This window comes from Pseudomonas mendocina (assembly GCA_037482215.1).
GTDB classification, from domain to species: domain Bacteria; phylum Pseudomonadota; class Gammaproteobacteria; order Pseudomonadales; family Pseudomonadaceae; genus Aquipseudomonas; species Aquipseudomonas mendocina_E.
Genome location: CP148074.1, coordinates 3,804,560 through 3,826,603, shown reverse-complemented (window position 1 = coordinate 3,826,603; position 22,044 = coordinate 3,804,560). Strand labels below are relative to the sequence as shown.

The 22,044-nt window shown below is 56.0% G+C and carries 22 protein-coding genes; 11 read left to right on the top strand and 11 right to left on the bottom strand.

Going from position 1 to position 22,044, the window contains the following annotated elements:
• Positions 1 to 3 precede the first annotated feature (3 nt).
• The gene (locus WG219_17850; GenBank protein ID WXL25147.1) at positions 4 to 897 is read left to right on the top strand and encodes a LysR family transcriptional regulator; all 894 of its coding nucleotides are present in this window, start codon (positions 4 to 6) and stop codon (positions 895 to 897) included.
• A 95-nt stretch (positions 898 to 992) separates the two neighbouring features.
• Complete coding sequence (locus WG219_17845; GenBank protein WXL25146.1) at positions 993 to 1,877, top strand: PA4780 family RIO1-like protein kinase; 885 nt, start codon at positions 993 to 995, stop codon at positions 1,875 to 1,877.
• Between the two features lie 412 nt (positions 1,878 to 2,289).
• Here WG219_17845 and WG219_17840 read toward each other — a convergent pair whose 3' ends face one another.
• Both WG219_17840 and WG219_17835 read right to left on the bottom strand, forming a co-directional pair.
• Positions 2,290 to 3,168: a neutral zinc metallopeptidase gene (locus WG219_17840; protein WXL25145.1), complete on the bottom strand. Its 879-nt coding sequence runs from the start codon at positions 3,166 to 3,168 to the stop codon at positions 2,290 to 2,292.
• Between the two features lie 74 nt (positions 3,169 to 3,242).
• Complete coding sequence (locus WG219_17835) at positions 3,243 to 3,677, bottom strand: DUF411 domain-containing protein (GenBank protein ID WXL25144.1); 435 nt, start codon at positions 3,675 to 3,677, stop codon at positions 3,243 to 3,245.
• Positions 3,678 to 3,833: 156 nt separating this feature from the next.
• Between WG219_17835 and WG219_17830 the strand changes: the two genes are divergently transcribed.
• A complete protein-coding gene (locus WG219_17830) occupies positions 3,834 to 4,223 on the top strand; it encodes a DUF4345 family protein (protein ID WXL25143.1) in 390 nt (129 codons plus the stop codon).
• Between the two features lie 18 nt (positions 4,224 to 4,241).
• Here the strand turns inward: WG219_17830 and trmA are convergent, their stop codons facing one another.
• From trmA to WG219_17815, 3 genes are all read right to left on the bottom strand, one after another.
• The gene (gene trmA, locus WG219_17825; protein WXL25142.1) at positions 4,242 to 5,330 is read right to left on the bottom strand and encodes a tRNA (uridine(54)-C5)-methyltransferase TrmA; all 1,089 of its coding nucleotides are present in this window, start codon (positions 5,328 to 5,330) and stop codon (positions 4,242 to 4,244) included.
• A gap of 56 nt (positions 5,331 to 5,386) precedes the next feature.
• Positions 5,387 to 6,679: an NCS2 family permease gene (locus WG219_17820; GenBank protein WXL25141.1), complete on the bottom strand. Its 1,293-nt coding sequence runs from the start codon at positions 6,677 to 6,679 to the stop codon at positions 5,387 to 5,389.
• 223 nt (positions 6,680 to 6,902) lie between these two features.
• Positions 6,903 to 8,141 carry an MFS transporter gene (locus WG219_17815; GenBank protein ID WXL25140.1) on the bottom strand — a complete coding sequence of 413 codons (1,239 nt, stop codon included), beginning with the start codon at positions 8,139 to 8,141 and terminating at the stop codon, positions 6,903 to 6,905.
• Between the two features lie 286 nt (positions 8,142 to 8,427).
• Between WG219_17815 and WG219_17810 the strand changes: the two genes are divergently transcribed.
• Genes WG219_17810 through WG219_17800 form a run of 3 tightly spaced genes read left to right on the top strand, consistent with a single transcriptional unit; the run spans position 8,428 to position 11,025 of the window.
• The gene (locus tag WG219_17810; GenBank protein WXL25139.1) at positions 8,428 to 9,867 is read left to right on the top strand and encodes a cytochrome ubiquinol oxidase subunit I; all 1,440 of its coding nucleotides are present in this window, start codon (positions 8,428 to 8,430) and stop codon (positions 9,865 to 9,867) included.
• Between the two features lie 2 nt (positions 9,868 to 9,869).
• Positions 9,870 to 10,877: a cytochrome d ubiquinol oxidase subunit II gene (gene cydB, locus WG219_17805; protein WXL25138.1), complete on the top strand. Its 1,008-nt coding sequence runs from the start codon at positions 9,870 to 9,872 to the stop codon at positions 10,875 to 10,877.
• A complete protein-coding gene (locus WG219_17800; GenBank protein ID WXL25137.1) occupies positions 10,864 to 11,025 on the top strand; it encodes a DUF2474 domain-containing protein in 162 nt (53 codons plus the stop codon). Before cydB ends, WG219_17800 begins: the two co-directional genes overlap by 14 nt.
• A 68-nt stretch (positions 11,026 to 11,093) precedes the next feature.
• On the opposite strand, the gene WG219_17795 is transcribed toward WG219_17800, so the two are convergent.
• The 3 genes from WG219_17795 to WG219_17785 all read right to left on the bottom strand — a co-directional run bounded on the left by WG219_17795 (position 11,094) and on the right by WG219_17785 (position 14,477).
• Positions 11,094 to 12,449, bottom strand: a complete 1,356-nt coding sequence (locus WG219_17795; GenBank protein ID WXL25136.1) for an MFS transporter — start codon at positions 12,447 to 12,449, stop codon at positions 11,094 to 11,096.
• A gap of 163 nt (positions 12,450 to 12,612) precedes the next feature.
• The gene (locus tag WG219_17790) at positions 12,613 to 13,317 is read right to left on the bottom strand and encodes an HNH endonuclease (GenBank protein ID WXL25135.1); all 705 of its coding nucleotides are present in this window, start codon (positions 13,315 to 13,317) and stop codon (positions 12,613 to 12,615) included.
• Positions 13,318 to 13,352: 35 nt separating this feature from the next.
• Positions 13,353 to 14,477: a class I SAM-dependent methyltransferase gene (locus WG219_17785; protein ID WXL25134.1), complete on the bottom strand. Its 1,125-nt coding sequence runs from the start codon at positions 14,475 to 14,477 to the stop codon at positions 13,353 to 13,355.
• Positions 14,478 to 14,635: 158 nt separating this feature from the next.
• Here WG219_17785 and WG219_17780 point away from each other — a divergent pair, with 158 nt between their 5' ends.
• Together WG219_17780 and WG219_17775 are read left to right on the top strand one after the other, a co-directional pair.
• Complete coding sequence (locus WG219_17780; protein WXL25133.1) at positions 14,636 to 15,406, top strand: ferredoxin--NADP reductase; 771 nt, start codon at positions 14,636 to 14,638, stop codon at positions 15,404 to 15,406.
• Positions 15,407 to 15,742: 336 nt separating this feature from the next.
• Positions 15,743 to 17,296, top strand: a complete 1,554-nt coding sequence (locus WG219_17775) for a TerC family protein (protein WXL25132.1) — start codon at positions 15,743 to 15,745, stop codon at positions 17,294 to 17,296.
• A 64-nt stretch (positions 17,297 to 17,360) separates the two neighbouring features.
• Here WG219_17775 and mscL read toward each other — a convergent pair whose 3' ends face one another.
• Positions 17,361 to 17,774 carry a large-conductance mechanosensitive channel protein MscL gene (gene mscL / locus WG219_17770; GenBank protein ID WXL25131.1) on the bottom strand — a complete coding sequence of 138 codons (414 nt, stop codon included), beginning with the start codon at positions 17,772 to 17,774 and terminating at the stop codon, positions 17,361 to 17,363.
• Positions 17,775 to 17,906: 132 nt separating this feature from the next.
• On the opposite strand from mscL, the gene WG219_17765 reads away from it, so the two are divergent.
• The 3 genes from WG219_17765 (at position 17,907) to radA (ending at position 19,943) form a co-directional block, all read left to right on the top strand.
• Positions 17,907 to 18,149: a DUF465 domain-containing protein gene (locus WG219_17765; protein ID WXL25130.1), complete on the top strand. Its 243-nt coding sequence runs from the start codon at positions 17,907 to 17,909 to the stop codon at positions 18,147 to 18,149.
• An 84-nt stretch (positions 18,150 to 18,233) separates the two neighbouring features.
• Positions 18,234 to 18,512, top strand: a complete 279-nt coding sequence (locus WG219_17760; GenBank protein ID WXL25129.1) for a DUF465 domain-containing protein — start codon at positions 18,234 to 18,236, stop codon at positions 18,510 to 18,512.
• Between the two features lie 66 nt (positions 18,513 to 18,578).
• Complete coding sequence (gene radA / locus WG219_17755; GenBank protein WXL25128.1) at positions 18,579 to 19,943, top strand: DNA repair protein RadA; 1,365 nt, start codon at positions 18,579 to 18,581, stop codon at positions 19,941 to 19,943.
• A 23-nt stretch (positions 19,944 to 19,966) separates the two neighbouring features.
• Here the strand turns inward: radA and WG219_17750 are convergent, their stop codons facing one another.
• Both WG219_17750 and WG219_17745 read right to left on the bottom strand, forming a co-directional pair.
• Positions 19,967 to 20,335 carry a PilZ domain-containing protein gene (locus WG219_17750; GenBank protein ID WXL25127.1) on the bottom strand — a complete coding sequence of 123 codons (369 nt, stop codon included), beginning with the start codon at positions 20,333 to 20,335 and terminating at the stop codon, positions 19,967 to 19,969.
• Positions 20,336 to 20,556: 221 nt separating this feature from the next.
• Positions 20,557 to 21,507 (bottom strand): MBL fold metallo-hydrolase, encoded by a 951-nt coding sequence (locus WG219_17745; GenBank protein ID WXL25126.1) that lies wholly within the window; start codon positions 21,505 to 21,507, stop codon positions 20,557 to 20,559.
• Positions 21,508 to 22,044: the final 537 nt, after the last annotated feature.

The window sequence follows — 22,044 nt, the reverse complement described above, 5'->3', positions numbered from 1 at the left end:
ATAATGGAACAGTTAAAGCGCATGGCTGTGTTCGCTACCGTGGTGGACAAAGGCTCTATGGTGGCGGCTGCTGATGCATTGGGAATGACGGCTTCGGCAGTCAGCCAGCATATTCGCAAGCTTGAGCAGAGCACGCAGGTCAGCCTGCTCCACCGCACCACGCGAAAACTGACGCTGACCGAAGCCGGGACGACCTTCTACAAGAGCTGTGCGCAGGTGTTGGCCCTTGCTGAGGAGGCTCAGCAGCGTTTAGCTGAGTTACGCGATGCCCCTGTTGGGGAACTGCGTATCGCTGCGCCCGTCGGGTTTTCTGGCGCGTTCATAAGCAATGCCCTGGCACCCTTGCTGCAAGCCCATCCCGGGCTGACCTTGCGCCTGATGTTCCATGATGAGCAGATTGATCTGGTCGAGCAGCGAATTGATTTAGCTATACGTATTGGCACGTTGGATGACTCAAGTCTCGTGGCTCGGTATATCGGCGAATCACGTATGGTCCTTTGCGCTGCGCCTAACTACCTGATGCGTCGGCCTCCTATCCTCAGTCCCGATGATTTGTACAGCTGTGACTGGCTGGGCTTGAATGCCGATGGCGCCAATGCAAGCCACTTGCAGCTCATCGGGCCGGATGAGCAGGTGGTCAAACTCCGTTTGGAGAGCCGTGTCAGTTGCAACAACATTTTGGCTGTTCGCAACTTCACTCTGGCGGGGATGGGAATATCCATGCAACCGGAGCAGGAGATTCATACCGAACTGGAGCGCGGCAGCCTGCGTCAAATACTTGAGCCGTGGCGCTTTCCTGCTCACGGTGTGTACTTGGTCACGCCGCGCAGGGATGCACAGCCCGCTAAGGTTCGCTATGCGATTGAGGCTTTGCGCAAACATTTATTGCTTCGCTGACTCAATCTGCAAGTGATGGGCTGGGCGTTGATCGCAGATTGCCGTATAAACAGCACAATTCCCCCTCGGCTCAAAAGGAACCCTGATTAACCGCGATGAAGACGCCAAAACGTATTGAGCCCCTGGTCGAAGCCGGGCTGGTCGATGAAGTGGTACGTCCGCTGATGAGTGGCAAGGAAGCAGCGGTGTATGTGGTGCGGTGTGGTGATGAGCTGCGTTGCGCCAAAGTTTACAAGGAGGCAAACAAGCGTAGTTTTCGTCAGGCCTCTGAATATCAGGAAGGCCGCAAGGTCCGTAACAGCCGTGATGCCCGCGCCATGGCCAAAGGCTCGAAATACGGACGTAAGGAGCAGGAGGATGCTTGGCAAAGCGCTGAAGTGTCGGCGCTGTATCGCTTGGCGGACGCGGGAGTACGGGTACCTAAGCCCTACGATTTTCTCGATGGCGTGTTGTTGATGGAAATGGTCGATGATGGTGAGGGGGATGCAGCTCCGCGCCTGAACGATATTGACCTGCTGCCCGAAGACGCGCGGGAGTTTCACGCCATGATGATTCAGGAGGTGGTGAAGATGCTTTGCGCCGGTTTGGTGCACGGCGACCTGTCCGAATTCAACGTGCTGATGGCCCCGGATGGCCCGGTCATTATTGACTTGCCGCAGGCCGTCGATGCTGCGGGTAACAACCATGCCTTCAAAATGCTGGATCGGGATGTGCGCAACATGGCGGAGTATTTTGGCCAGTTTGCCCCTGAGCTGAAATACACCCAATACGCTAAAGAAATGTGGGCCTTGTATCAGGCCGGTGAGCTGCGTCCGGACTCACAACTGACGGGTGAGTTTGCCAGCTCTGAGAGTAAGGCTGACATTGATTCGGTGATGCGCGAGATCAAAGCTGCGCTGGCCGAAGAGGCACGTCGTCAGGCGATGTTGAAGTCGGATGATGACAGCCCGGCAGAGCCGACGCCGCCCTGGGCGAAGTAACCGATAAATAGCATGCTGACTGATGCAAAACCGATACGAAGCTACTCGATCGACCTAGCTAGATCTTAAAAAAGGGTTTCGCCCTTCTCGGGCGAGTGACTTTCCTCTTGGGGAAAGTCACCAAAGCCGCTTGCCCAGTCATCCGGCCCTCCGCTTCGCTATGGGTTCGTGCCCAGAATCACCGCTCCAGAGGTTCGCCGCGAAGGGCCATCCATGGCCCATCGCGACTTTCGCGGCATCCGTGCCGCTCAACCTCCTCCACGGTAATTCTGAGCACCCTCCTGAGTGGGCAAATGGTGCGATCTCAGTTTTAGCGCATGTCATCAACAGCTCTGGCGACTAGGCATGTCTAGGGTCAGATAACTAATTCGCCGCTTAATGAACAGTACTAGACCGGGTATCTAAAGGCGCCCTACAGACGGGTAGCCTTAAAGGTGTCGCACTGATTCGGGTTACCCGACTCGAAGCCCGTTTTGAACCAGCGCACTCGTTGCTCGGAAGAGCCGTGGGTGAAGGAGTCCGGTACCACTTGGCCGCGTGCCTGTTTTTGCAGGCGATCGTCACCGATGGCGTTGGCCGCATTCAGGGCCTCTTCCAAATCACCGGCTTCCAGCCAGTCATGGCGACGCTGGCCATGATGCGCCCAGACACCGGCCAGGCAGTCAGCTTGCAGCTCCTGGCGTACCAGCAGACCATTAGCCCCTTCCAGTTTTTCGCCGCGCTGGCGGGCCGCATTCACTTTGGCTGACACGCCGAGCAGGGTCTGTACGTGGTGGCCGACTTCGTGTGCAATCACATAGGCCTGAGCGAAGTCCCCGGCGGCACCGAAGCGCTGTTCCAGTTCGCGGAAGAAACTCAGGTCGATATACACGCGCTGATCGCCAGGGCAGTAGAACGGCCCGACTGCCGAGTTGGCAAAGCCGCAGGCAGAGTTGACGCCATCGCGGAACAGAATCAGCTTGGGATCACGGTATTGCTGGTTGGCCTGTTGAAAAATTTCCCGCCAGGTGTCTTCCGTATCGCCTAGCACGGCACGAACGAATTGCGACTGTTCATCATTGGCCGCAGGTGGTGCGCTGTCCTGAACACTGACTGGGCCACCGCTTTGCATCGCCTGCCCGGCAATCTGGCCGAGTATCTGCATTGGGTCCTGGCCACTGATCAGGCCAATCACGACGATAATGGCGACGCCGCCTAGCGTCAGCTTGCCACCGCCCATACGCCGGCCGCCGCCACTGCTGCCGCGCTCGTCAATTACATTGTCACTGCGTCTTCCACGTTCCCAGCGCATAGCTTCGTCCTGTGTATGGAGCTTTAAGAGTGTTGTCTGTTAAACCGAAGTCTGCCACTCCGGCTGTCATCTGTTCAGTTGCCCGGATACTCGCTGATCACGGTTTCCTTGCCGTCTTTGTTCAGGCCAATGACCTGATAGGCGTCGCGCACGTTGCCGTATTCCATTCCCGGTGAGCCTGTGGGCATGCCAGGTACGGCGGCGCCGATCAGATCAGGCTGCTGGCGCATTTTGAGGATGTCGGCGGCGGGGACGTGGCCTTCAACAAACTTTCCGTCGATCACGCCGGTATGGCACGAGGCTAAGCGTGGCGGGACACCCAGGCGAATTTTTACTTCGGTCATGTTGGGCTCCACGTGGTCGTTCACGGTGAAACCATTGTCTTGCAAGTGACTGATCCAGGCCTTGCAGCAGCCGCAGTTGGCGTCGCGGTGAACGTCGATGGTCAGCGGTTCAGCGGCAAAGCTAAGGCTGCTGAACAGGCTGGCCAGAAGAATAAACTGGCGCATGGAGGCTCCTGAGTAGTTGAAGGGCGATTATAGCGAAGGACCGTGACAGCTTCTCTGACCGTAATTTGGAGCCATAGTGCTCCCGACCGGCCTGTTTCAGGTATAACAATGCAATAACGATTAGTTGCCGACACATAACCTGAAAGGATGCCAAACATGCTGTTTGCGCGCGTAGTGCTGATTCTCCAATTGCTGGTGCTGCTGGGACTGGGGCTGGCTTACTTTGTACGGCCCCATGAAATGGTCAATTACAGCGGGATGCTATTGATGTCTGCGGCAGCGGCTACGGATGTTCGCGCTTTCTATGGCGGCTTGCAGATTGGTCTGGCGGCCTTTATTGGCCTGTCCCTGACCTCGGCACAGCTGATGCGTGCAGCCCTGATTCTGCTGGTGTTGATCGACAGTTCACTGGCGCTGGCGCGCATCGGCGGGCTGTGGCTGGATGGCGGCGCACAGCAGACCTTCAATCTCTATGCGCTGGTGTTGGAAGTGGCAGGCGCGTTGCTCAGCTATTGGGCGTTACGCGGCCTGAACCGTAGCCAGTGAAGCAGCAGGGCGCCGCAGTTAGCGGCGCTCCAGTAGGACCCCGGATTCCATGTGATGGGTGTAGGGGAACTGATCGAACAGTGCGCAGCGCGTGATCTTGTGTGTGTCGTGCAACTGGGCGATGTTTGCCGCCAGGGTTTCCGGGTTGCACGAGATGTACAGGATGCGGTCGAAGCGGCGGGTCAGCTCGCAGGTGTCCGGGTCCATCCCAGCGCGGGGCGGGTCGACGAACACGGTGCCGAAGTCGTAGCTTTTCAGGTCCACATCAGCCAGGCGGCGGAACGGGCGGACCTCGTTGAGGGCTTCGGTCAGCTCTTCTGCTGACAGACGCACCAGGGTGATGGTGTCGATGCCGTTGTCATCCAGATTGGCCAGCGCAGCGTTCACCGATGATTTGCTGATCTCGGTAGCCAGCACTTTACGTACGCGGGTGGACAGCGGCAGGGTGAAGTTGCCGTTACCGCAGTACAGCTCCAACAGGTCATCGTCCCGCTCGCCCAGTACATCGTAAGCCCAGCTCAGCATCTTCTGGTTCACTTGGCCGTTGGGCTGGGTGAAGGCGCCTTCCGGCTGACGATAGCTGAAGGTGCGGCCGGCGACTTCCAAGCGCTCTTGCACGTAGTCACGACCGATGACGATGCGTTTGCCTTTCGAGCGGCCAACGATGCTGACGTTCAGCTCGGCTGCCAGCTTTTCCGCTTCGACTTGCCAAGCCTCGTCCAGCGGGCGGTGGTAGCACAGGGTAATCAGTGCCTCGCCACTGAGGGTGGTGAGGAATTCAACCTGGAACAGCTTCAAGCCCAGGACCTTGTTTGACTGCCAGGCGGCTTTCAAACGAGGCATCAGATCATTGATCAGCGCACTGGCAATTGGGAATTCTTCAATAAAGATGGGCTGGTGTTTGTCCCCAGCAGCAAACATCGCGTAGTGACGGTCTTCCCCTTCGCGCCACAGGCGGAACTCGGCCCGCAGGCGGTAGTGCTCCCGAGGTGACTCAAACACCTGCGGAGCAGGCGCATCAAAAGGCGCTAGCAGTTCGATCAGGCGCTGCTTTTTTTCATCGAGTTGAGTGCTGTAGGTGCTGGGATCGAACTGGGGACTGCTCATGGAATACTCGTCAATCGGCGGAGAATGCGCCCGCTGTTGCGAGCGGGCGCATCATATCAGGAGAACAGGCCCAGCTTGATAACGCAGAACACGGCCAGAATCACCAGCATCGGGTTCAGCTCGCGCCAGCGACCCGCGAGGACCTTAGCCGCCACCCAGGCGATAAAGCCGAACGCAATACCGGTGGCGATGGAGAAGGTCAGTGGCATGGCCAGGGCGGTGATCAGCACGGGGGCTGCGATGGTGATGTCTTCCCAGTCGATTTCGGCCAGGCCAGCCATCATCAGCACCGCAACAAACATCAGTGCCGGGGCTGTGGCAAAGGCCGGAACGCTGCCTGCCAGTGGGGCGAAGAACAGGGCCAGGAGGAACAGCACTGCCACGACGCAGGCGGTCAGGCCAGTACGGCCACCGGCAGAGACACCGGCAGCAGATTCAATGTAACTGGTGGTGGTCGAAGTGCCCAGCAGCGAGCCGCCCATGGCTGCGGTGCTGTCGGCAATCAGGGCGCGGCCCATTTTTGGCATGTGGCCGTCTTTGCGCATCAGCCCGGCCTTTTTTGCCACGGCAATCAGGGTGCCGGAGTTATCAAACAGGTCGACAAACAGGAAGGCGAAGACCACGCTGACCAGGCCCACATCCAGTGCGCCCATGATGTCCAGCTTAAGGAAAGTCGGGGCCAATGACGGCGGCATCGACATCACGCCACCAAACTTGGAAATACCCAGGCCAATGCTGATGGCGGTGATCAGCAGAATACTGATCAATACGGCACCAGTGATGCGGCGGGCTTCAAGGCCAACAATCAGGAAGAAGCCGAAAATCGCCAGCAGGGCCTCAGGCTTGCCGAGATTGCCCAAGCTCACCAAGGTGGCTGGGTTATCGACTACGATGCCGGAATTTTGCAGAGCAATCAGTGCCAGGAACAGGCCGATACCGGCGGCAATCGCCGAACGCAGCTCAAGCGGAATACTGTTAATGATCCACTCGCGGATCTTGAAGATCGACAGCAGCAGGAACAAGCAGGCTGAAAGGAACACCGCCCCCAGTGCGACTTCCCATGTGTAGCCCATGCCTTTAACTACGGTGTAGGTAAAGAAGGCGTTCAAACCCATGCCTGGAGCCAGTGCAATCGGGTAATTGGCAATCAGACCCATGATGGCCGAGCCAAATGCTGCCGCCAGGCAGGTGGCCACGAAGATTGCACCTTTATCCATGCCCGTTTCCCCAAGGATGCTGGGGTTAACGAAGAGGATATAGGCCATGGTCAGGAAGGTGGTCAGGCCTGCCAGCAGTTCAGTGCGAACAGTGGTGTTGTGGGCCTTCAGTTGAAATAGTTTTTCCAGCATGCGGATGCTTCCCCTGGCGACTGCGGTGCGGTGACTATGCCCGCTGTAAGCAAAGCATATCTACGCTTTTACGTAGGTTTTTGCAGCCGATCTATTAAAGGGCGCGCATGATAGCAGTTCATTAACTGGTGGTGAATTTCTGACCGCTTAGGCAGCTTATTTATTTAGGGCAAATCGATAAGCTGCAAAAAAGCCGCTTTACAGCGGCTTTCATGAGCGAGGGTTATTGCCTAGGGCCATCGCTGGCTTGGGGATGCAGATGATCACGATTGGCCAATGTTGGGAACAGTCGAATCCACACACCTGTTACCAGGATTGCGCCAAAGCCGCCGATTAATACGGCAGGTATTGTTCCCAAGAGTGAAGCCGTTGCACCGGCCCGGAAATCCCCCAGCTGGTTGGAGGCGCCAATAAACAGGCCGTTAACCGCGCTCACCCGGCCACGCATTTCATCCGGCGTTTGCAATTGCACGAAGGCACCGCGGATAACCATGCTGATCATGTCGGCTGCCCCCAATACCACCAGAGACGCCAAGCTGAACCACAACGAGGTGGACAGGCCAAAACCAATGGTGGCAACGCCGAAAATTGCCACGGCGGAGAACATGATTGGGCCCACCTTGCGCTCAATCGGGAAACGAGCCAGCCAGAAGGACATCAGCAGCGCGCCAACGGCCGGAGCCGAACGCAGCAGCCCAAGCCCCCATGGGCCGGTGAGCAAGATGTCTTTGGCGAATACTGGAAGCAGCGCAGTGGCGCCGCCGAGCAGGACAGCGACCATGTCCATGGATATGGCGCCGAATACGTCTTGATGCCTGCGAATGAAGCGGAAGCCTGCCAACAACGATTGCACGGACATTTTCTGATAAGCCGGCACCTGTTGGCTGGGCAGACTCAACATCAGGCTCAGGGCGCAGAGATAGAGCAGCGCAGCCGGCCCATAGACCCAGCCTGAGCCCAATGCGTACAGCAGCCCGCCCAATGCCGGGGCAATGATGGTGGCTGATTGCATAGCCGATGCCGAGGCAGCGACGGCTCGGGCAAACAGGTGATCGGGGACGATATTGGGCAGCAGCGCCTGGGTGGTAGGCATTTCAAAGGCGCGGGCGGTGCCCAACAAGAAGGCAATGACGAAAATCATTTCCCGACTGATGGCTTCCGTGTGACTGCCGATTAGCAGGGTCAGCGCAACCAGCCCTTGGGCGGCCTGACAAATGGCTGCAACTTTACGCCGGTCAAAGCGATCTGCCACATGCCCTGTCAGGAGGATGAACAAAACCTTGGGCAGGAACTCAACTAGACCAACCAATCCCAAGTCCAGCACGTTGCCCGTCAGGGCATACATCTGCCAGCCAATGGCCACTGTGAGCATCTGAAAGCCGCTAGCGGTAAAAACCCGGGCGAACCAAAACGCAATAAATGGGCGGTGTTGACGCAAATGAAGCGCAGTAGAGCTGTTCATGGAGGATCGGCAGTAAATCGGGGCGCGCAATTTAGCACGTTGTAGCGAGCGTTTAGGCGCCTAAGGCAATGACGGAGTGACAAAACACCACAGAGGATAAAGCTGGGCTTAAAGCTACTCTTTTATTAATTGTTGATCCAGATCAATACCGGGAATTGGTTTTGTCTGCGGGCCTTTTTAGCCACATCAACGCATACCTCTACAAATTGACAAGAACGATAACGCTGCAGCAGGGCCAGGAAGGCAGAGCGGTCGGCCCTTACATCAATCTGATTGAGGAAGTTCTATGTTCGGCTTGGAGGCATTGGATCTAGCCCGGATTCAGTTCGCGTTCACTATCTCGTTTCACATCATTTTTCCGGCTATCACCATCGGCCTGGCCAGCTACCTTGCTGTTCTGGAGGGCTTGTGGCTGAAAACCGGACAAGAGGTCTATCGTGATCTCTACCACTTTTGGGCCAAAATTTTCGCGGTCAACTTCGGCATGGGCGTGGTTTCAGGGCTGGTCATGGCGTACCAGTTTGGAACCAACTGGAGTGCTTTCTCCGAGTTCGCCGGCGCTGTTACCGGACCGCTATTGACCTACGAAGTGCTCACCGCCTTCTTCCTTGAGGCGGGCTTTCTGGGGGTGATGCTGTTTGGCTGGAACCGTGTGGGGCCAGGCTTGCACTTTTTTTCCACAGTGATGGTGGCAATCGGCACGCTGATTTCAACGTTCTGGATTCTCGCCTCCAATAGCTGGATGCACACTCCACAAGGCTTTGAGATCGTAGCAGGCAAAGTGGTGCCGGTGGATTGGTTGGCTGTGATCTTCAACCCATCGTTCCCGTACCGACTGGCTCATATGGCGACGGCTGCGTTTCTGGCGACTGCATTCTTCGTCGGTTCGTCCGCGGCTTGGCACCTGCTGCGCGGGCGGAATAACCCTGCGGTACGCAAGATGTTCTCCATGGCCATGTGGATGGCCCTGCTGGTGGCTCCGGTGCAAGCGTTGATTGGCGATATGCATGGCTTGAACACCCTCAAGTACCAGCCCGCGAAAATCGCGGCCATTGAGGGACACTGGGAGAACCCGCCGGGTGAAGCTACGCCGCTAGTTCTGTTTGGCTGGCCGGACATGGAGCGCGAGGAAACCCGCTTCAAGGTGGAGATTCCTTACCTTGGCAGCCTGATCCTGACTCACAGCCTGGATAAGCAGGTACCGGCGCTCAAAGAGTTCGCTAAAGAAGACCGCCCTAATTCCACAATCGTGTTCTGGACCTTCCGGGTGATGGTGGCGCTGGGCATGTTGATGATTCTGGCTGGCGTGGTGGCTTTGTTTCTGCGATGGAAAGGGCGCCTATACGAGTTCAGGCCATTCCTGCATCTGGCGGTTTGGATGGGAACGTCTGGACTGATTGCGATTTTGGCCGGTTGGTACACCACGGAAGTGGGGCGCCAGCCGTGGATTATTCACGGCCTGATGCGGACGGCTGATGCGTCGTCTGGTCATAGCTATGCACAGATGAGTCTGACGCTGGCGCTGTTCGTGGTGGTGTACTTCGCCGTATTCGGCGTGGGTATCGGCTACATGCTGCGTTTGGTGCGTAAAGGTCCTGTACCTCATGAAGGGCAGCAAACCATCGACGGTGGCCCTGGCCAGCCGCGTACGCCAGCACGGCCACTCTCCGCTCCGAACGAGGGGCTGGAAGAAGGCCACAGCGACACACTGGATGAGGGGAAATGAATATGGGTATTGATCTCCCATTGATCTGGACAGTGATCATTGCCTTTGGGGTGATGATGTACGTGATCATGGATGGCTTCGACCTGGGCATCGGCATCCTCTTTCCGTTCGTTAAGAGCGCTGGGGAGCGTGATGTGATGATGAACACCGTCGCGCCGGTCTGGGACGGTAACGAAACCTGGCTGGTGCTCGGTGGTGCTGCCTTGTTCGGTGCCTTCCCGATGGCGTATGCGGTGGTGCTTAGTGCGCTGTACTTACCACTGATCTTTATGCTGTTGGGGTTGATCTTCCGGGGTGTGGCCTTCGAGTTCCGTTTCAAGGCTAAGGTCAGTCGGCGGCACATCTGGGACAAGGCTTTTATCGGTGGCTCAGCCGCTGCGACGTTCTTTCAGGGCGTTGCGCTGGGGGCCTATGTAGAGGGCTTTAAGGTAGTCGACGGCAAGTTTGTCGGTGGCTCACTGGACTGGCTGACACCGTTCTCGCTGTTCTGTGGCCTGGCCTTGATCGCTGCATATGCGCTACTGGGCTGCACTTGGCTGATTATGAAGACAGAAGGGCGCTTGCAGGAGCAGATGCACAACCTGGCCAAGCCACTGGTATTCGTGCTGTTGGCGGTCACTGGCATTGTCAGCCTGTGGACGCCGTTGGCTGATCCCGCCATCGCTGATCGCTGGTTCAGTACGCCGAATATCTACTGGTTTATGCCGGTCCCCATTCTTGTGCTGCTGTGTACGTGGGCTTTACTTAAGGCTGTGGCCCGCTATGCCAATTACGCACCGTTTGTGCTGACTTTGGTGATGATCTTCCTGGGTTACAGTGGGCTTGCTATCAGTCTGTGGCCGAACATCATCCCGCCGTCAGTCAGCATCTGGGCTGCTGCCGCACCGCCGCAAAGCCAGGGCTTCATTTTGGTGGGGGCGCTGTTCATCATCCCGTTTATCCTCATGTACACCGCTTGGAGTTACTACGTATTCCGCGGCAAGGTGAATGAAGATCATGGCTACCATTGATAAGCGACCCGAATCCGAAGCACCCGCCAGCCCTTTGTGGAAACGCCTGGGCTGGCTGGTGCTGATCTGGGCAGGCAGTGTGCTGGCGCTGGGGGCGGTTTCTTACCTGCTGCGCCTTTTTATGAAGGCGGCAGGGATGAGTAGCTGAGGTTCTTCAAGCAATAAAAAACGGCAGCTTATAAGGCTGCCGTTTTCATTTACGTCCAAGCCACCGGCTTAGGCGTCGATATCAATATCCCGGGTTTCCTTGCCCAGAAGCAGCGCCAGCAACGTCAGGCCTGCCATTACGGCCAGATATACACCGACCAGCGCCGGACTACCTTCGGCCATACTCCACAGCCACACCGCCACAAATGGTGCCAGCGCAGCGCCGAGAATGGACGATACGTTGTAGGAGATACCCGAGCCGGTATAGCGCACGTTGGTTGGGAACAATTCTGGCAGCAGGGCGCCCATAGGCCCGAAGGTCATACCCATCAAGCTGAAACCGAGGATCAGCCACAGCATCACGCCAACGAAGCCGAAGCTCAGCAGCGGTACCCAGCACAGTCCAAACAGGATAATGCCCAGGGTCACCCAGATCAGTGTCTTACGGCGACCAAAGCGATCCGCCCATGGGCCGGACAGTAAGGTGAAGATGCCAAAGAACACCACGCCGAAGATCAGCATCAGTACGAATTCGTTATAGCTGTAGCCCAGACCTGGCAGTTGTCCGGCGGCAGGCTCAATCGGTGCACGGCCATAGCTGAGGCTGAAGGTGGTCATCAGGTAGAACAGTACGTAAGTGGCAAGCATGTAGAACGTGCCCAATACCAGCTCGCGCCAGTGCTTGCGGGTTACCTCGGTCAAAGGCAGCTTCACCACCTTGCCCTGATTCTGGGTTTTGGTGAAAGACGGGCTTTCCACCAGATTCATACGAATCCACAGGCCGATGATCACCATGACCGCAGAGAACAGGAATGGAATCCGCCAGCCCCAGTCGAGGAATGCCTCGGAAGGTTTGGACGGGTCAGCCGAGGGCAGCAGCGCGGCAACGATTAGGAACAGACCGTTAGCGATGATAAAGCCCAGCGGTGCCCCTAGCTGTGGGAAGGTGCCAAACAGGGCGCGTTTGCCCGCTGGCGCGTTCTCTGTCGCCACCAGTGCTGCGCCGGACCATTCGCCGCCGATGGCAAAACCTTGAGCCAGACGCAGGAACACCAGTAACAGCGGCGCAACCCATCCCACCGTGTGGTAGGTCGGCAGCAGGCCGATCAGGAAGGTGGCGACACCCATGGTCAGCAGGGCAATCACCAGCGTGGTTTTACGTCCCAAACGGTCACCCAAATGGCCAAAGAACACCGCACCCAGCGGGCGGGCAATCATCGCGGCGCCAAAGATGGCAAAGGAAGCCAGCAGGGCAGTGGTTTCGTTACCAGGCGGGAAGAACAGGTGCGGGAACACCAGCACGGCCGCTGTGGCATAGACGTAAAAGTCGTAGAACTCGATGGTGGTGCCAATCAAGCTGGCGAGAATGACACGCGCCCGGGAGTTCACCGGGGCGGCAGACGCAGAGGCAGTATTATTAGTCATGGGCATTGGTCAGGGTTGAGGGTCAGCATGACAGACCTGGCAGGCAGGCTGCGACGAGTGGTCGCTATCTTCGCTGATTGTCACGGCGATTGGGTAGCAAGAAGTGCCAAATACGTCTGCATTCGTCGATATCTCGGCAAAAAGAAGTTATTGCCGGTGGGGTTCAGGTTGCACGGAATACCTGTGTTCTATGAAACGCCATGTAGCGCTCATGCTCTGCTGTGAGCTGGATGCTGAAGTTAGCGCTTATTCCAAGCAAGCCTGGTTGAGACAACTGTGGGGATAGCCAGATGGCTCCCTGGGATGTGAATGTGATGAAGCCTGCATCAAAGGCTTTATCCAAGTTTGGGGTCAGCAAGAGTCCGTTGTAAGTGTCGAGGCGTTCGGCATCAGTGCAAACAGACCAAGGCTTTATATGCGAAGCAACAAGTAAATTGAGGTCAGTAAAGCCCGTAACAGCACAGCAGCCCCAATAGCGGATGAGCTTTTGCCTGAACATGCCTTGGCCAACACGCGCTTTCACTAAGTTGGTTTTTTCTGTTTGGGGAACATCATCATTTTGAAAAATGCTGTCTAGATCACTATCCAGATCATTTTCGAACCCGTCAGCAAGGTAGTCAGAGAACCTCTTAAGTGCCGCCTCATACATTCCTTTGCCAATGCTGTCGCGCTCGAGAAAGATCGGTAGAGCGCGTATCTGGCCTGCGGTTTTATCGAAACTGCTTTTATGGGACAGCGCGGTAAGTGGGCCTTGTACAAGGTCATTATTCATTGCCCAGGTCGACAGAGGGCCAGCTACTGCGTTTGAGTATTTGTAGGCAGTAGCTACCGATAAGCCTTTGTGTACTAACCAGTCTTCAAACGTCATATGGTCTTCTTATTAAGACGATTTGTTAGAGGTTGTCACTTAGTGGCTTTCAACACCACAAACTTTGGCGTTGCCGCAACCTGCTCTACGCCTCTGAACAGGCGCTTGAGTTTGGCGTGGTAACCCAGATGGCGGTTACCGACAATCCATAACTCGCCACCGGTGACCAACGCCCGGCGTGCCTGCTGGAACATGCGCCAGGCGAGGAAGTCGCCCACGACCTGCTGCTGGTGGAAGGGCGGATTGCATAGCACGAGGTCGAGGGAGTCGGGTTCTTGCTCAGCCAAGCCATCACCGGCGCGGATTTCAACTGGGCGCTCACCTAGTGCTGTTTGCCAGTTTTCTCGGGCAGACTGCACGGCCATGTAGGACTCATCCACCAGCGTCAACTGGGCGTCGGGATTATTCAGAGCATAAGCAATCCCCAGCACACCATTGCCGCAACCAAGATCGGCCACGCGCAGGGTACTTAACTGTTTAGGCAGGTGGGGCAGGAAGGCGCGGGTGCCGATATCCAGATCTTCACGGCAAAACACGTTGGCGTGATTGCTCAGGGTGATGGCGGGTTTATCCAGGCGATAACGGGTTGGATAGGGCGAAACAGGGGCGGCTTTGACCTCGGCAATGGCCGTTAACAGGCGGGCCTTTTTCACGGCCAGTGAGGCTTGAACTGGACCGATGTATTTTTCCAGCAAGTCCCCGGCTGCACGGGGCAAGTGTTTGATCATGGCGCCGGCGATCACCCGTGTGCCGGGAGCCAGTTGGCCATGCAGGCGGATCAGTTGCTCTTCCAGTAGGGCCAGGGTTTTCGGTACACGGATCAGGACCAGATCAAATGGCCCTTGTGCGACTTCACTGGCTGGAACAAAACGTACGGAGTCTGCAGCCAGCTGGTTACGCTGCAGGTTGATCTGTAAGGCCAGGTAGCCCAAGTGGGAGTCGCCGCTGCTGGTCACTTGAGCGTGCTTGCTCAAGCTGGTGGCCAAGGCTCCAAAGCTGTCGTTGAGTAGCAGCACCCTGCTGTCTGCCGTCAGCCCCAAGCCATGAACCTCATTGAGCAGGTATTCATCCGCTGCGTCGAAAGCTTGCAGTGGCTCATTCTGCTGTTCGGGCTGGCGGATCAGCTCAAGCTGAGCATAGGGGCTGACAAATAAAGGCATTGAGATAACTCTGGGTAAGCAAAGGCTGGGTTTGGGTGCATTTTGACACGGCCCGCAGCTGAAACTGAAAAATTACCGGCAATAGCCATGCATCTTGCGGGTTTTTGCCAAGCAGGCTTTGCGCCACACTGCTTTTAGGTCATAGGGAGCAACCGCTTATGGACAGCGAAAAATTCACCCGGCAAACCCTGCTTGAGGTGAACACCCTCACGCCAAGTTTATTTACCTTGCGCAGCACTCGTGATGCGGGATTCCGCTTTCAAGCCGGGCAGTTCGCCCGACTGGGTGTCAGCAAAACCGATGGCTCGCAGGTGTGGCGGGCTTACTCAATGGTTTCTGCTCCCCATGATGACTATCTGGAGTTCTTTTCCATTGTGGTGCCGGGTGGTGAGTTCACCACTGAGCTGCGGCGCTTACAGGCGGGCGACGACCTGTTGATTGAGAAACAGGCGCTGGGCTATCTGACGCTGGATCGCTTTGCCGATGGGTGTGATCTTTGGTTATTGGCTAGTGGCACAGGCCTGGCCCCCTTTCTCTCAATTCTTCAGGGGCTGGAGCTGTGGCAGCGCTTTGAACGGGTGGTGCTGGTCTACAGCGCACGCACGGCTGCTGAGTTGGCTTATCAGCCGTTGATAAAAGGGCTGATGCAGCAGGAGCACCTGATTGAGTATGCCGAGCGATTCACCTACCGACCAATTGTGACCCGGGAGGTTGTCCCAGAATGTCTGCACGGGCGCATTACTGATTTGCTGATGAACGGTGAGCTGGAGCGTTCGGTGGGCTTCAGACTTGAGCCAGAGCGTTCGCGGGTGATGATCTGCGGCAACCCGCAGATGATTGATGACACCCGCGCATTACTTAAACTTAGGGGCTTGCACCTGAGTCTCACTCGTCGGCCAGGACAGGTTGCGGTGGAAAACTATTGGTAGCCCCAACTAGGCTCTGTAGAGCCTGTAGCCAGGTTTTATAATGTTCAGCGGTGAAATCTGGTAACGAATTGATATTTTGTAATTATTGGCCGCTAACCTTAGGATTGCAGCTCGATATGGTTTTTTCAGGATTATATGGACACTGACAGGTGTAAGCCGCCCTCGCCATTTGCGCAGAGTGCGGCGTTAAAATTCCGCGACACAGCCCTGTGTTTGCGTTTTCGGCAGCGGCCCGCTGCACGACTTTTTCCCCAGCTGATCTCCATTGTGCGAGTTCTTCAACTGCGCAATGCGTTCGGCTGTGCCCGTTTTATCAGCAAGAGAACTGTACGTTAAATGGAATGGATCATGGATCCCACAGCCTGGTTAGGGCTGTTCACGTTGATCGTCCTGGAAATTGTTCTGGGGATCGACAACTTGGTGTTTATCGCCATTCTTGCGGACAAATTGCCGCCTGAGCAGCGCGACCGTGCTCGTCTGATTGGTTTGAGCCTGGCCATGATCATGCGCCTGGGCCTGTTGGCGAGTATGGCCTGGTTGGTGACCCTGACCGAACCGTTGATTGAGGTGTTCGGGCATACCTTCTCCGGGCGTGACCTCATCATGCTCTTCGGTGGTGTGTTCCTGTTGTTTAAGGCCACCATGGAGCTTCATGAGCGTCTTGAAGGCCGAACCCATCAGGCCAGCGGTAGCCGCACATACGCGAAGTTCTGGCCGGTTGTGGCGCAGATCATCGTGTTGGATGCTGTGTTCTCGCTGGATGCGGTTATCACCGCTGTAGGCATGGTTGAGCACCTGGAGGTGATGATGATCGCCGTGGTGATCTCCATGGGCTTGATGATGGTGGCGAGCAAGCCACTGACGGCGTTCGTCAACGCACGTCCGACGGTGATCATGCTGTGTCTGGGCTTCCTGATGATGATCGGCTTCAGCTTGACTGCTGAAGGCTTAGGCTTCCATATCCCGAAAGGTTACCTGTACGCGGCCATTGGCTTCTCAATCCTGATTGAGGTGTTTAACCAGACCGCTCGCTCGCGTCGTAAGCGCAACCTGCAGGGGGAACTTGGCCTGCGTGAGCGTACGGCCCATGCGGTCATGCGTCTGTTGGGCGGCAAAGTGCAAGAAGACGAAGTGGGCGAAGAAATCGCCGATATGCTGGATGGTAGCTCGTCGCATGGTGTGCTCTTTGACCGCCGTGAGCGGGTGATGATCAGCGGTGTCCTGAGCTTGGCCGAGCAGTCGATCAAGAAGGTGATGACCGACCGGATGGAGGTCGACAGCTTTAATCTCGACGACACGGTGGAAAACATCCATCACGCCCTACTGGAGTCGCCGCATTCACGGCTGGTAGTGACTCGCACCGGCGCAGCGGACGAGCCGCTGGGTTACGTGCATAAGAAGGAACTGTTCAAAGAACTGCTCAAAGGTGAGCAACCGGATATCGAAAGTCTGATTCGCTCGCCGGTAAACCTGCCGGACAGTGTGTCTGTCCTGAGCGCCTTGGAACAGATGCGACAGGCTTCGACCCACGTTGCTTTTGTGGTTAATGAGTTTGGCGGTTTTGAAGGCCTGCTGACCCTCACCGACATTCTTGAGGCCATTGCAGGTGAGTTGCCGGATGCCAGCGAAGTAGATGGGCCGGATATCGAGGCTGTTGATGGCGGGTACTTGGTCAGCGGTGCCATCAACCTGGCGGTACTGCGTGATCGCGTTGGCTTCAGGGCCAAAGCCACGGATGACTATCAGACGCTAGCGGGTTTGGTGATGAGCCTGCTTGACCGATTGCCGGTCAGCGGCGATGAGGTGATACATGAGGATTGGCGCATGACGGTGACTGAGGTGAAGGAGCGCCGGGTCGCTAAGCTTATGCTTAAGCCCCTCGATGCCTGACTCGGCAGCGAGTGATGTAAAAAAAAGGCACCGAAAGGTGCCTTTTTTATTGGCCTCAAGGGTGTTAAGGCTTGTGTTGCTGTGCCTTGAGCAAGTCACGAATTTCGCTCAGCAATTCCTCTTCACGACTTGGGGCTGCGGGAGCCTCCGGTGCGGCTTCTTCCTCGCGCTTAAGGCGGTTGATGACTTTTATACCCATGAAAATGGCAAAGGCGACAATCACGAAATCGAGAATGGTCTGGATAAACTTGCCGTAGCTCAGCATTACGGCGGGGATATCGCCTTCAGCCGCTTTTAGGGTTATAGCCAAGTCGGAGAAATCCACCCCGCCGATTAACAGGCCGATTGGGGGCATGATCACATCGCCGACAAAGGATGAGACGATCTTGCCGAATGCGGCACCAATGATGATACCTACGGCCATATCAACCACGTTGCCTTTTACAGCAAAGGCTTTGAATTCACTGAGTATGCTCATCTTGATGCAGTTCCTTTCGCGGGGGGGGTGTTGGAAGTGTAGTGCGGCCTTTGTCAGCCATCAAAAAGCCTGCTTTGCGTACGACCAGCGATATCAGCTAGGCTCAGAGCTAACTATCAGGAGGACACTGACATGCCGCTGGAACACCATCCATTGCACCGCGAGTTTCCTGAGTTTATCGACCCGCTACAGCGGCTGTTGGCATCAGACGGTCACTTCAGTCGTCTGGCCGAGGAGTACGCCGCGTTGGATACGCGCATCTATGAAGTCGAGCGTGGGCGTGAAGCCATGGACGAGTTGGTGTTGCAAGGCTTAAAGCTGCAGCGTGTGGCGCTTAAAGATGACATTGAAGAGCGCTTGCGCAAGGCGCTTTAGGCTGATTGCTTGATCCTGATCAAACGATGCAGATGTGCCTAGGAATATTCTGACTCCATAGACAGCGACTACTGGAGCGTCCACATGCACGTTGAACATCATCCGCTGGTGAAAGACTTTCCCGATATGCGCGAAGCGCTGCACGACTTGCGTATGAAGGACGTGCGCTTTGCCCAGATGGCCGATGCCTATGAACATCTGGATAAGCAGATCTGCCGTATTGAGTCCGGTGAAGAGCTGCTGACAGACGCCGCGCTGAATGCTTTGAAGCAAGAGCGCGTGGGGCTTAAAGACGATCTGGCTCGGCAACTGAAGAGGGCCTCGGGGCAGTGCTGCGGCTGCGGTAATGGCTGCCGTGGATAACGTTTAGCTGTAAATATATCCAGCTATTTCGTATGATCCGGGCTCTGCTTTTGAAGGAGTCCCGGAATGGCCAAAGCCAAGCGCATGTATGGCTGCACAGAGTGCGGCGCTACCTTTCCCAAGTGGGCCGGGCAGTGCGGTGAGTGCGGTACATGGAACACGTTAGTGGAAACCCTGATCGAGGCAAATAGTGCCACACCAAGTGGCCGGGCCGGATGGGCGGGGGATCAGGCGCAGCTCAAAACACTGGCTGAGGTCAGTGTTGAAGAGGTGCCAAGGTTTTCCACAGCGTCCGGTGAGTTGGACCGGGTCCTTGGTGGCGGCCTTGTGGACGGATCGGTGGTCCTCATCGGTGGTGATCCCGGCATCGGCAAGTCCACCATCCTGTTGCAGACGCTGTGCAACATCGCCGTAAAGTTTCCGGCCTTATATGTCACCGGTGAGGAGTCTCAGCAGCAGGTTGCCATGCGCGCCCGTCGTCTGGGCTTGCCGGAAGACAAGCTCAAGGTCATGACCGAAACCTGTATCGAAAGCATCATCGCCACGGCCCGCCTGGAAAAGCCTAAGGTGATGGTGATCGACTCGATCCAGACCATCTTTACCGAGCAACTGCAGTCAGCGCCGGGCGGTGTCGCCCAAGTACGCGAGAGTGCGGCGCTGCTGGTGCGCTTTGCCAAGCAGAGTGGCACGGCGATTTTTCTAGTTGGCCATGTCACGAAAGAGGGCGCCTTGGCGGGGCCTCGCGTTCTGGAGCACATGGTCGATACCGTGCTGTATTTCGAAGGTGAGTCCGACGGGCGTCTGCGTTTACTGCGGGCGGTGAAGAACCGTTTCGGAGCGGTCAATGAGCTGGGCGTGTTCGGCATGACCGACAAGGGCCTTAAAGAGGTGACCAATCCTTCCGCGATTTTCCTTACGCGGGCCCAAGAAGAGGTGCCCGGCAGCGTGGTCATGGCCACATGGGAAGGCACTCGCCCAATGCTGGTTGAAGTTCAGGCGCTGGTTGATACGAGCCATATGGCTAACCCGCGCCGGGTCACGCTGGGGCTGGATCAGAACCGGTTGGCCATGCTGCTGGCTGTATTACACCGACATGGCGGTATTCCGACCTACGATCAGGATGTGTTTCTCAACGTCGTGGGTGGGGTCAAGGTGTTGGAGACCGCTTCAGACTTGGCGCTGTTGGCAGCGGTGATATCCAGCCTGCGCAACCGTCCACTGCCTAATGATGTATTGGTATTCGGTGAGGTGGGTCTATCCGGTGAGATTCGCCCGGTGCCCAGCGGTCAGGAGCGCCTGAAAGAGGCAGCTAAGCATGGCTTTAAACGCGCCATTATCCCCAAAGGTAATGCGCCGAAAGATGCGCCGCCCGGCTTGCAGGTTGTTGCTGTGACACGCCTGGATCAAGCGTTGGATGCGCTATTCGAATAGCTTTGTGCGCTTGGCGGTCTGGATTAATGATCGCCAAGCGCTGCCAGTTCACGCTCCAGCAAGCTGTCGTCACCGAGGTTTAGCTCCAGCAGACGGCGCAAGTGGCTGATGGAGTCCAAGTCGATATGCCGGCAGACAAAGCCCAGAAGCTCGTCCTGGCTGCGGGTCAGTACAACATCCAGTACGACGTGAGTGTTTTCGCTTAGGTCAATTTGCACACTGAAGCTGGCATTGGGGTCGGCATTCCAATGCTCGGGGCGTTTAACTAACAGGCCCTTGAGTGAAATGTCGTGCAGTTCGACATCCCAAGTATGCTCGCCCTGTTTCAAGGTGGTGGGTGCATCAAATTCAATGCGCTGAAAACGGCGGCGCTCACTGCCTGATGGACTCATGTGGAAAACTCCTGCGCGATTTTAGCCACTATAGAGAAGCCCTTTGTAACTGGCATGCTCTAGTTGCACTGATGTGCTGATTATTGCGCTGCAGAGCAATTAAGGCACGCAAATTTTGTATGGGTTCACATCAGTTAGGGGGGCTTTGCCCTTAGTTAACTGTCAGCTTTAAAGCAGAGCCCCGACCTAAGGCCGGGGCATGAAGGCGCTACTAGTTGGCGTTACCAGGCACCACGACGGTGGTTGGATACCCAGCGGTACATCCCCTGAATATTGGCCATTTTCATGTTAGTGAAGCCGGTCCAGGATTGTACTTCGGGTGAAAACTTCACATTGCGGTAGAGTTGGTCCCAGGATTGTCCGGCTCGCACAAGATCCAGCACTTGTTGATGAAGACTCACCAGATAGGCACGCAATGCTTCCTGATCTTCACGTGTTGCAGGGGTGTAGTGGCCTACATCAATCACGTCAACGTCTTGTTTGATTACCCAGTCGAGGGTTTCAATCCAGCCAGGGTAGTAGAAGTCCAGAAAGTCGTTATAGGGCATTGTTTTACTCTCGCAGACGTCGGTGCATTGCAGGGCTTTGTAGCCTGGGAAAAGCACCATGATCATGCTGTCAGAGTGGCTTGGGGCCACTCGGTGCAAAAGCACTGTTTCACCCCCTAGTGATATCTGCATGTCTTTATCGAATACTCTGTTCGGTAGGGCGGTATCAATCTTCTCGCCGATCAGAGGTTCTATTGCACGTTGATTGGCTACAACGATCGCCCCAGCTTGCTGAAAAACTTTACCGCCGCTGACATGGTCGGCATGGGCGTGCGTATAAACCACATATTTAACTGGGACGTTGAATCGCGTTTTAATCTCATCCAGAAGCCATTTGGACGTGCAAGCTTGGGCTGGATCAATTACCAGAGCCCCCTCTTTGGTGATGAGTACTAGTCCACTGTGAACGGCCAGACCACTGCCATTAGTGTGTCTATAGAGATTGCCCTTGATCTGCGTGAGACTACGAGGAGTCCCCGGGCAGGCAGCTGCCGTGAAGTCAGGTAGGGTTTGACGATTGCTGTACTGCTTGAGATCGACGCTTTGCCCATCATCGGCCGCAACCGCGAATTGCAGCGGCAGACATATAAGGACGCTCAGAAAAAATCCCTGTAATCGAAGCATGGTGATCTCTCCAAAGGAGTGCACAGTTAGGCAGCCTGCGGAGTGAGCCTTGCACGTACGACTCCTGTCCTGTACTGGCTCATACCGTAAGCCGAAGTGGTATTGCTGCCAGGCTTCTGATTGGGTGTTGCTGTACGAACAGAAGACTCGCAATCGATAGATTGCAAAGACCTGAAATTTGTTCCCGAGCCTTGATATTGCTGGCGTTTTGCTTCCAATACTTAGCGACTTTTGGCTAATACTGTTCCTTTTATGAGTTGCTAGAATTTTTAAGTGGTATCAAAAGCGTCTGCCATAGATGAAATTGCAGATAGCGTCTTCTTTTCAATACAAGTTCAATTGTCCCAGCTAGTCTTTTTCGTGCGCGTTGACTCGGTCTTTCACTCTGATAAGGGCTTTAGCATGCACCTTTTCCGCAGATGGCTTACAGTTGTGCACGAAGGTGTTTCTGCTTTCATCTGAAGTGGGTCAGCTTGCTTCGCTTGAAGCGTGGACAATAACAACTATGAATTGCCGTAGGGTTTAGGCCCAGGGCAG

Bases quoted from the DNA above. Each gene is read 5' to 3' on its own strand.
- WG219_17795 (WXL25136.1), bottom strand. From the start codon at position 12,449: ATGACTAATAATACTGCCTCTGCGTCTGCCGCCCCGGTGAACTCCCGG.
- WG219_17810 (WXL25139.1), top strand. From the start codon at position 8,428: ATGTTCGGCTTGGAGGCATTGGATCTAGCCCGGATTCAGTTCGCGTTC.
- WG219_17850 (WXL25147.1), top strand. From the start codon at position 4: ATGGAACAGTTAAAGCGCATGGCTGTGTTCGCTACCGTGGTGGACAAA.
- mscL (WXL25131.1), bottom strand. From the start codon at position 17,774: ATGAGCATACTCAGTGAATTCAAAGCCTTTGCTGTAAAAGGCAACGTG.
- WG219_17815 (WXL25140.1), bottom strand. From the start codon at position 8,141: ATGAACAGCTCTACTGCGCTTCATTTGCGTCAACACCGCCCATTTATT.
- radA (WXL25128.1), top strand. From the start codon at position 18,579: ATGGCCAAAGCCAAGCGCATGTATGGCTGCACAGAGTGCGGCGCTACC.
- WG219_17775 (WXL25132.1), top strand. From the start codon at position 15,743: ATGGAATGGATCATGGATCCCACAGCCTGGTTAGGGCTGTTCACGTTG.
- cydB (WXL25138.1), top strand. From the start codon at position 9,870: ATGGGTATTGATCTCCCATTGATCTGGACAGTGATCATTGCCTTTGGG.
- WG219_17780 (WXL25133.1), top strand. From the start codon at position 14,636: ATGGACAGCGAAAAATTCACCCGGCAAACCCTGCTTGAGGTGAACACC.
- WG219_17760 (WXL25129.1), top strand. From the start codon at position 18,234: ATGCACGTTGAACATCATCCGCTGGTGAAAGACTTTCCCGATATGCGC.
- WG219_17785 (WXL25134.1), bottom strand. From the start codon at position 14,477: ATGCCTTTATTTGTCAGCCCCTATGCTCAGCTTGAGCTGATCCGCCAG.
- WG219_17845 (WXL25146.1), top strand. From the start codon at position 993: ATGAAGACGCCAAAACGTATTGAGCCCCTGGTCGAAGCCGGGCTGGTC.
- WG219_17830 (WXL25143.1), top strand. From the start codon at position 3,834: ATGCTGTTTGCGCGCGTAGTGCTGATTCTCCAATTGCTGGTGCTGCTG.
- WG219_17840 (WXL25145.1), bottom strand. From the start codon at position 3,168: ATGCGCTGGGAACGTGGAAGACGCAGTGACAATGTAATTGACGAGCGC.
- WG219_17835 (WXL25144.1), bottom strand. From the start codon at position 3,677: ATGCGCCAGTTTATTCTTCTGGCCAGCCTGTTCAGCAGCCTTAGCTTT.
- WG219_17800 (WXL25137.1), top strand. From the start codon at position 10,864: ATGGCTACCATTGATAAGCGACCCGAATCCGAAGCACCCGCCAGCCCT.
- WG219_17750 (WXL25127.1), bottom strand. From the start codon at position 20,335: ATGAGTCCATCAGGCAGTGAGCGCCGCCGTTTTCAGCGCATTGAATTT.
- WG219_17790 (WXL25135.1), bottom strand. From the start codon at position 13,317: ATGACGTTTGAAGACTGGTTAGTACACAAAGGCTTATCGGTAGCTACT.
- WG219_17765 (WXL25130.1), top strand. From the start codon at position 17,907: ATGCCGCTGGAACACCATCCATTGCACCGCGAGTTTCCTGAGTTTATC.
- WG219_17745 (WXL25126.1), bottom strand. From the start codon at position 21,507: ATGCTTCGATTACAGGGATTTTTTCTGAGCGTCCTTATATGTCTGCCG.
- trmA (WXL25142.1), bottom strand. From the start codon at position 5,330: ATGAGCAGTCCCCAGTTCGATCCCAGCACCTACAGCACTCAACTCGAT.
- WG219_17820 (WXL25141.1), bottom strand. From the start codon at position 6,679: ATGCTGGAAAAACTATTTCAACTGAAGGCCCACAACACCACTGTTCGC.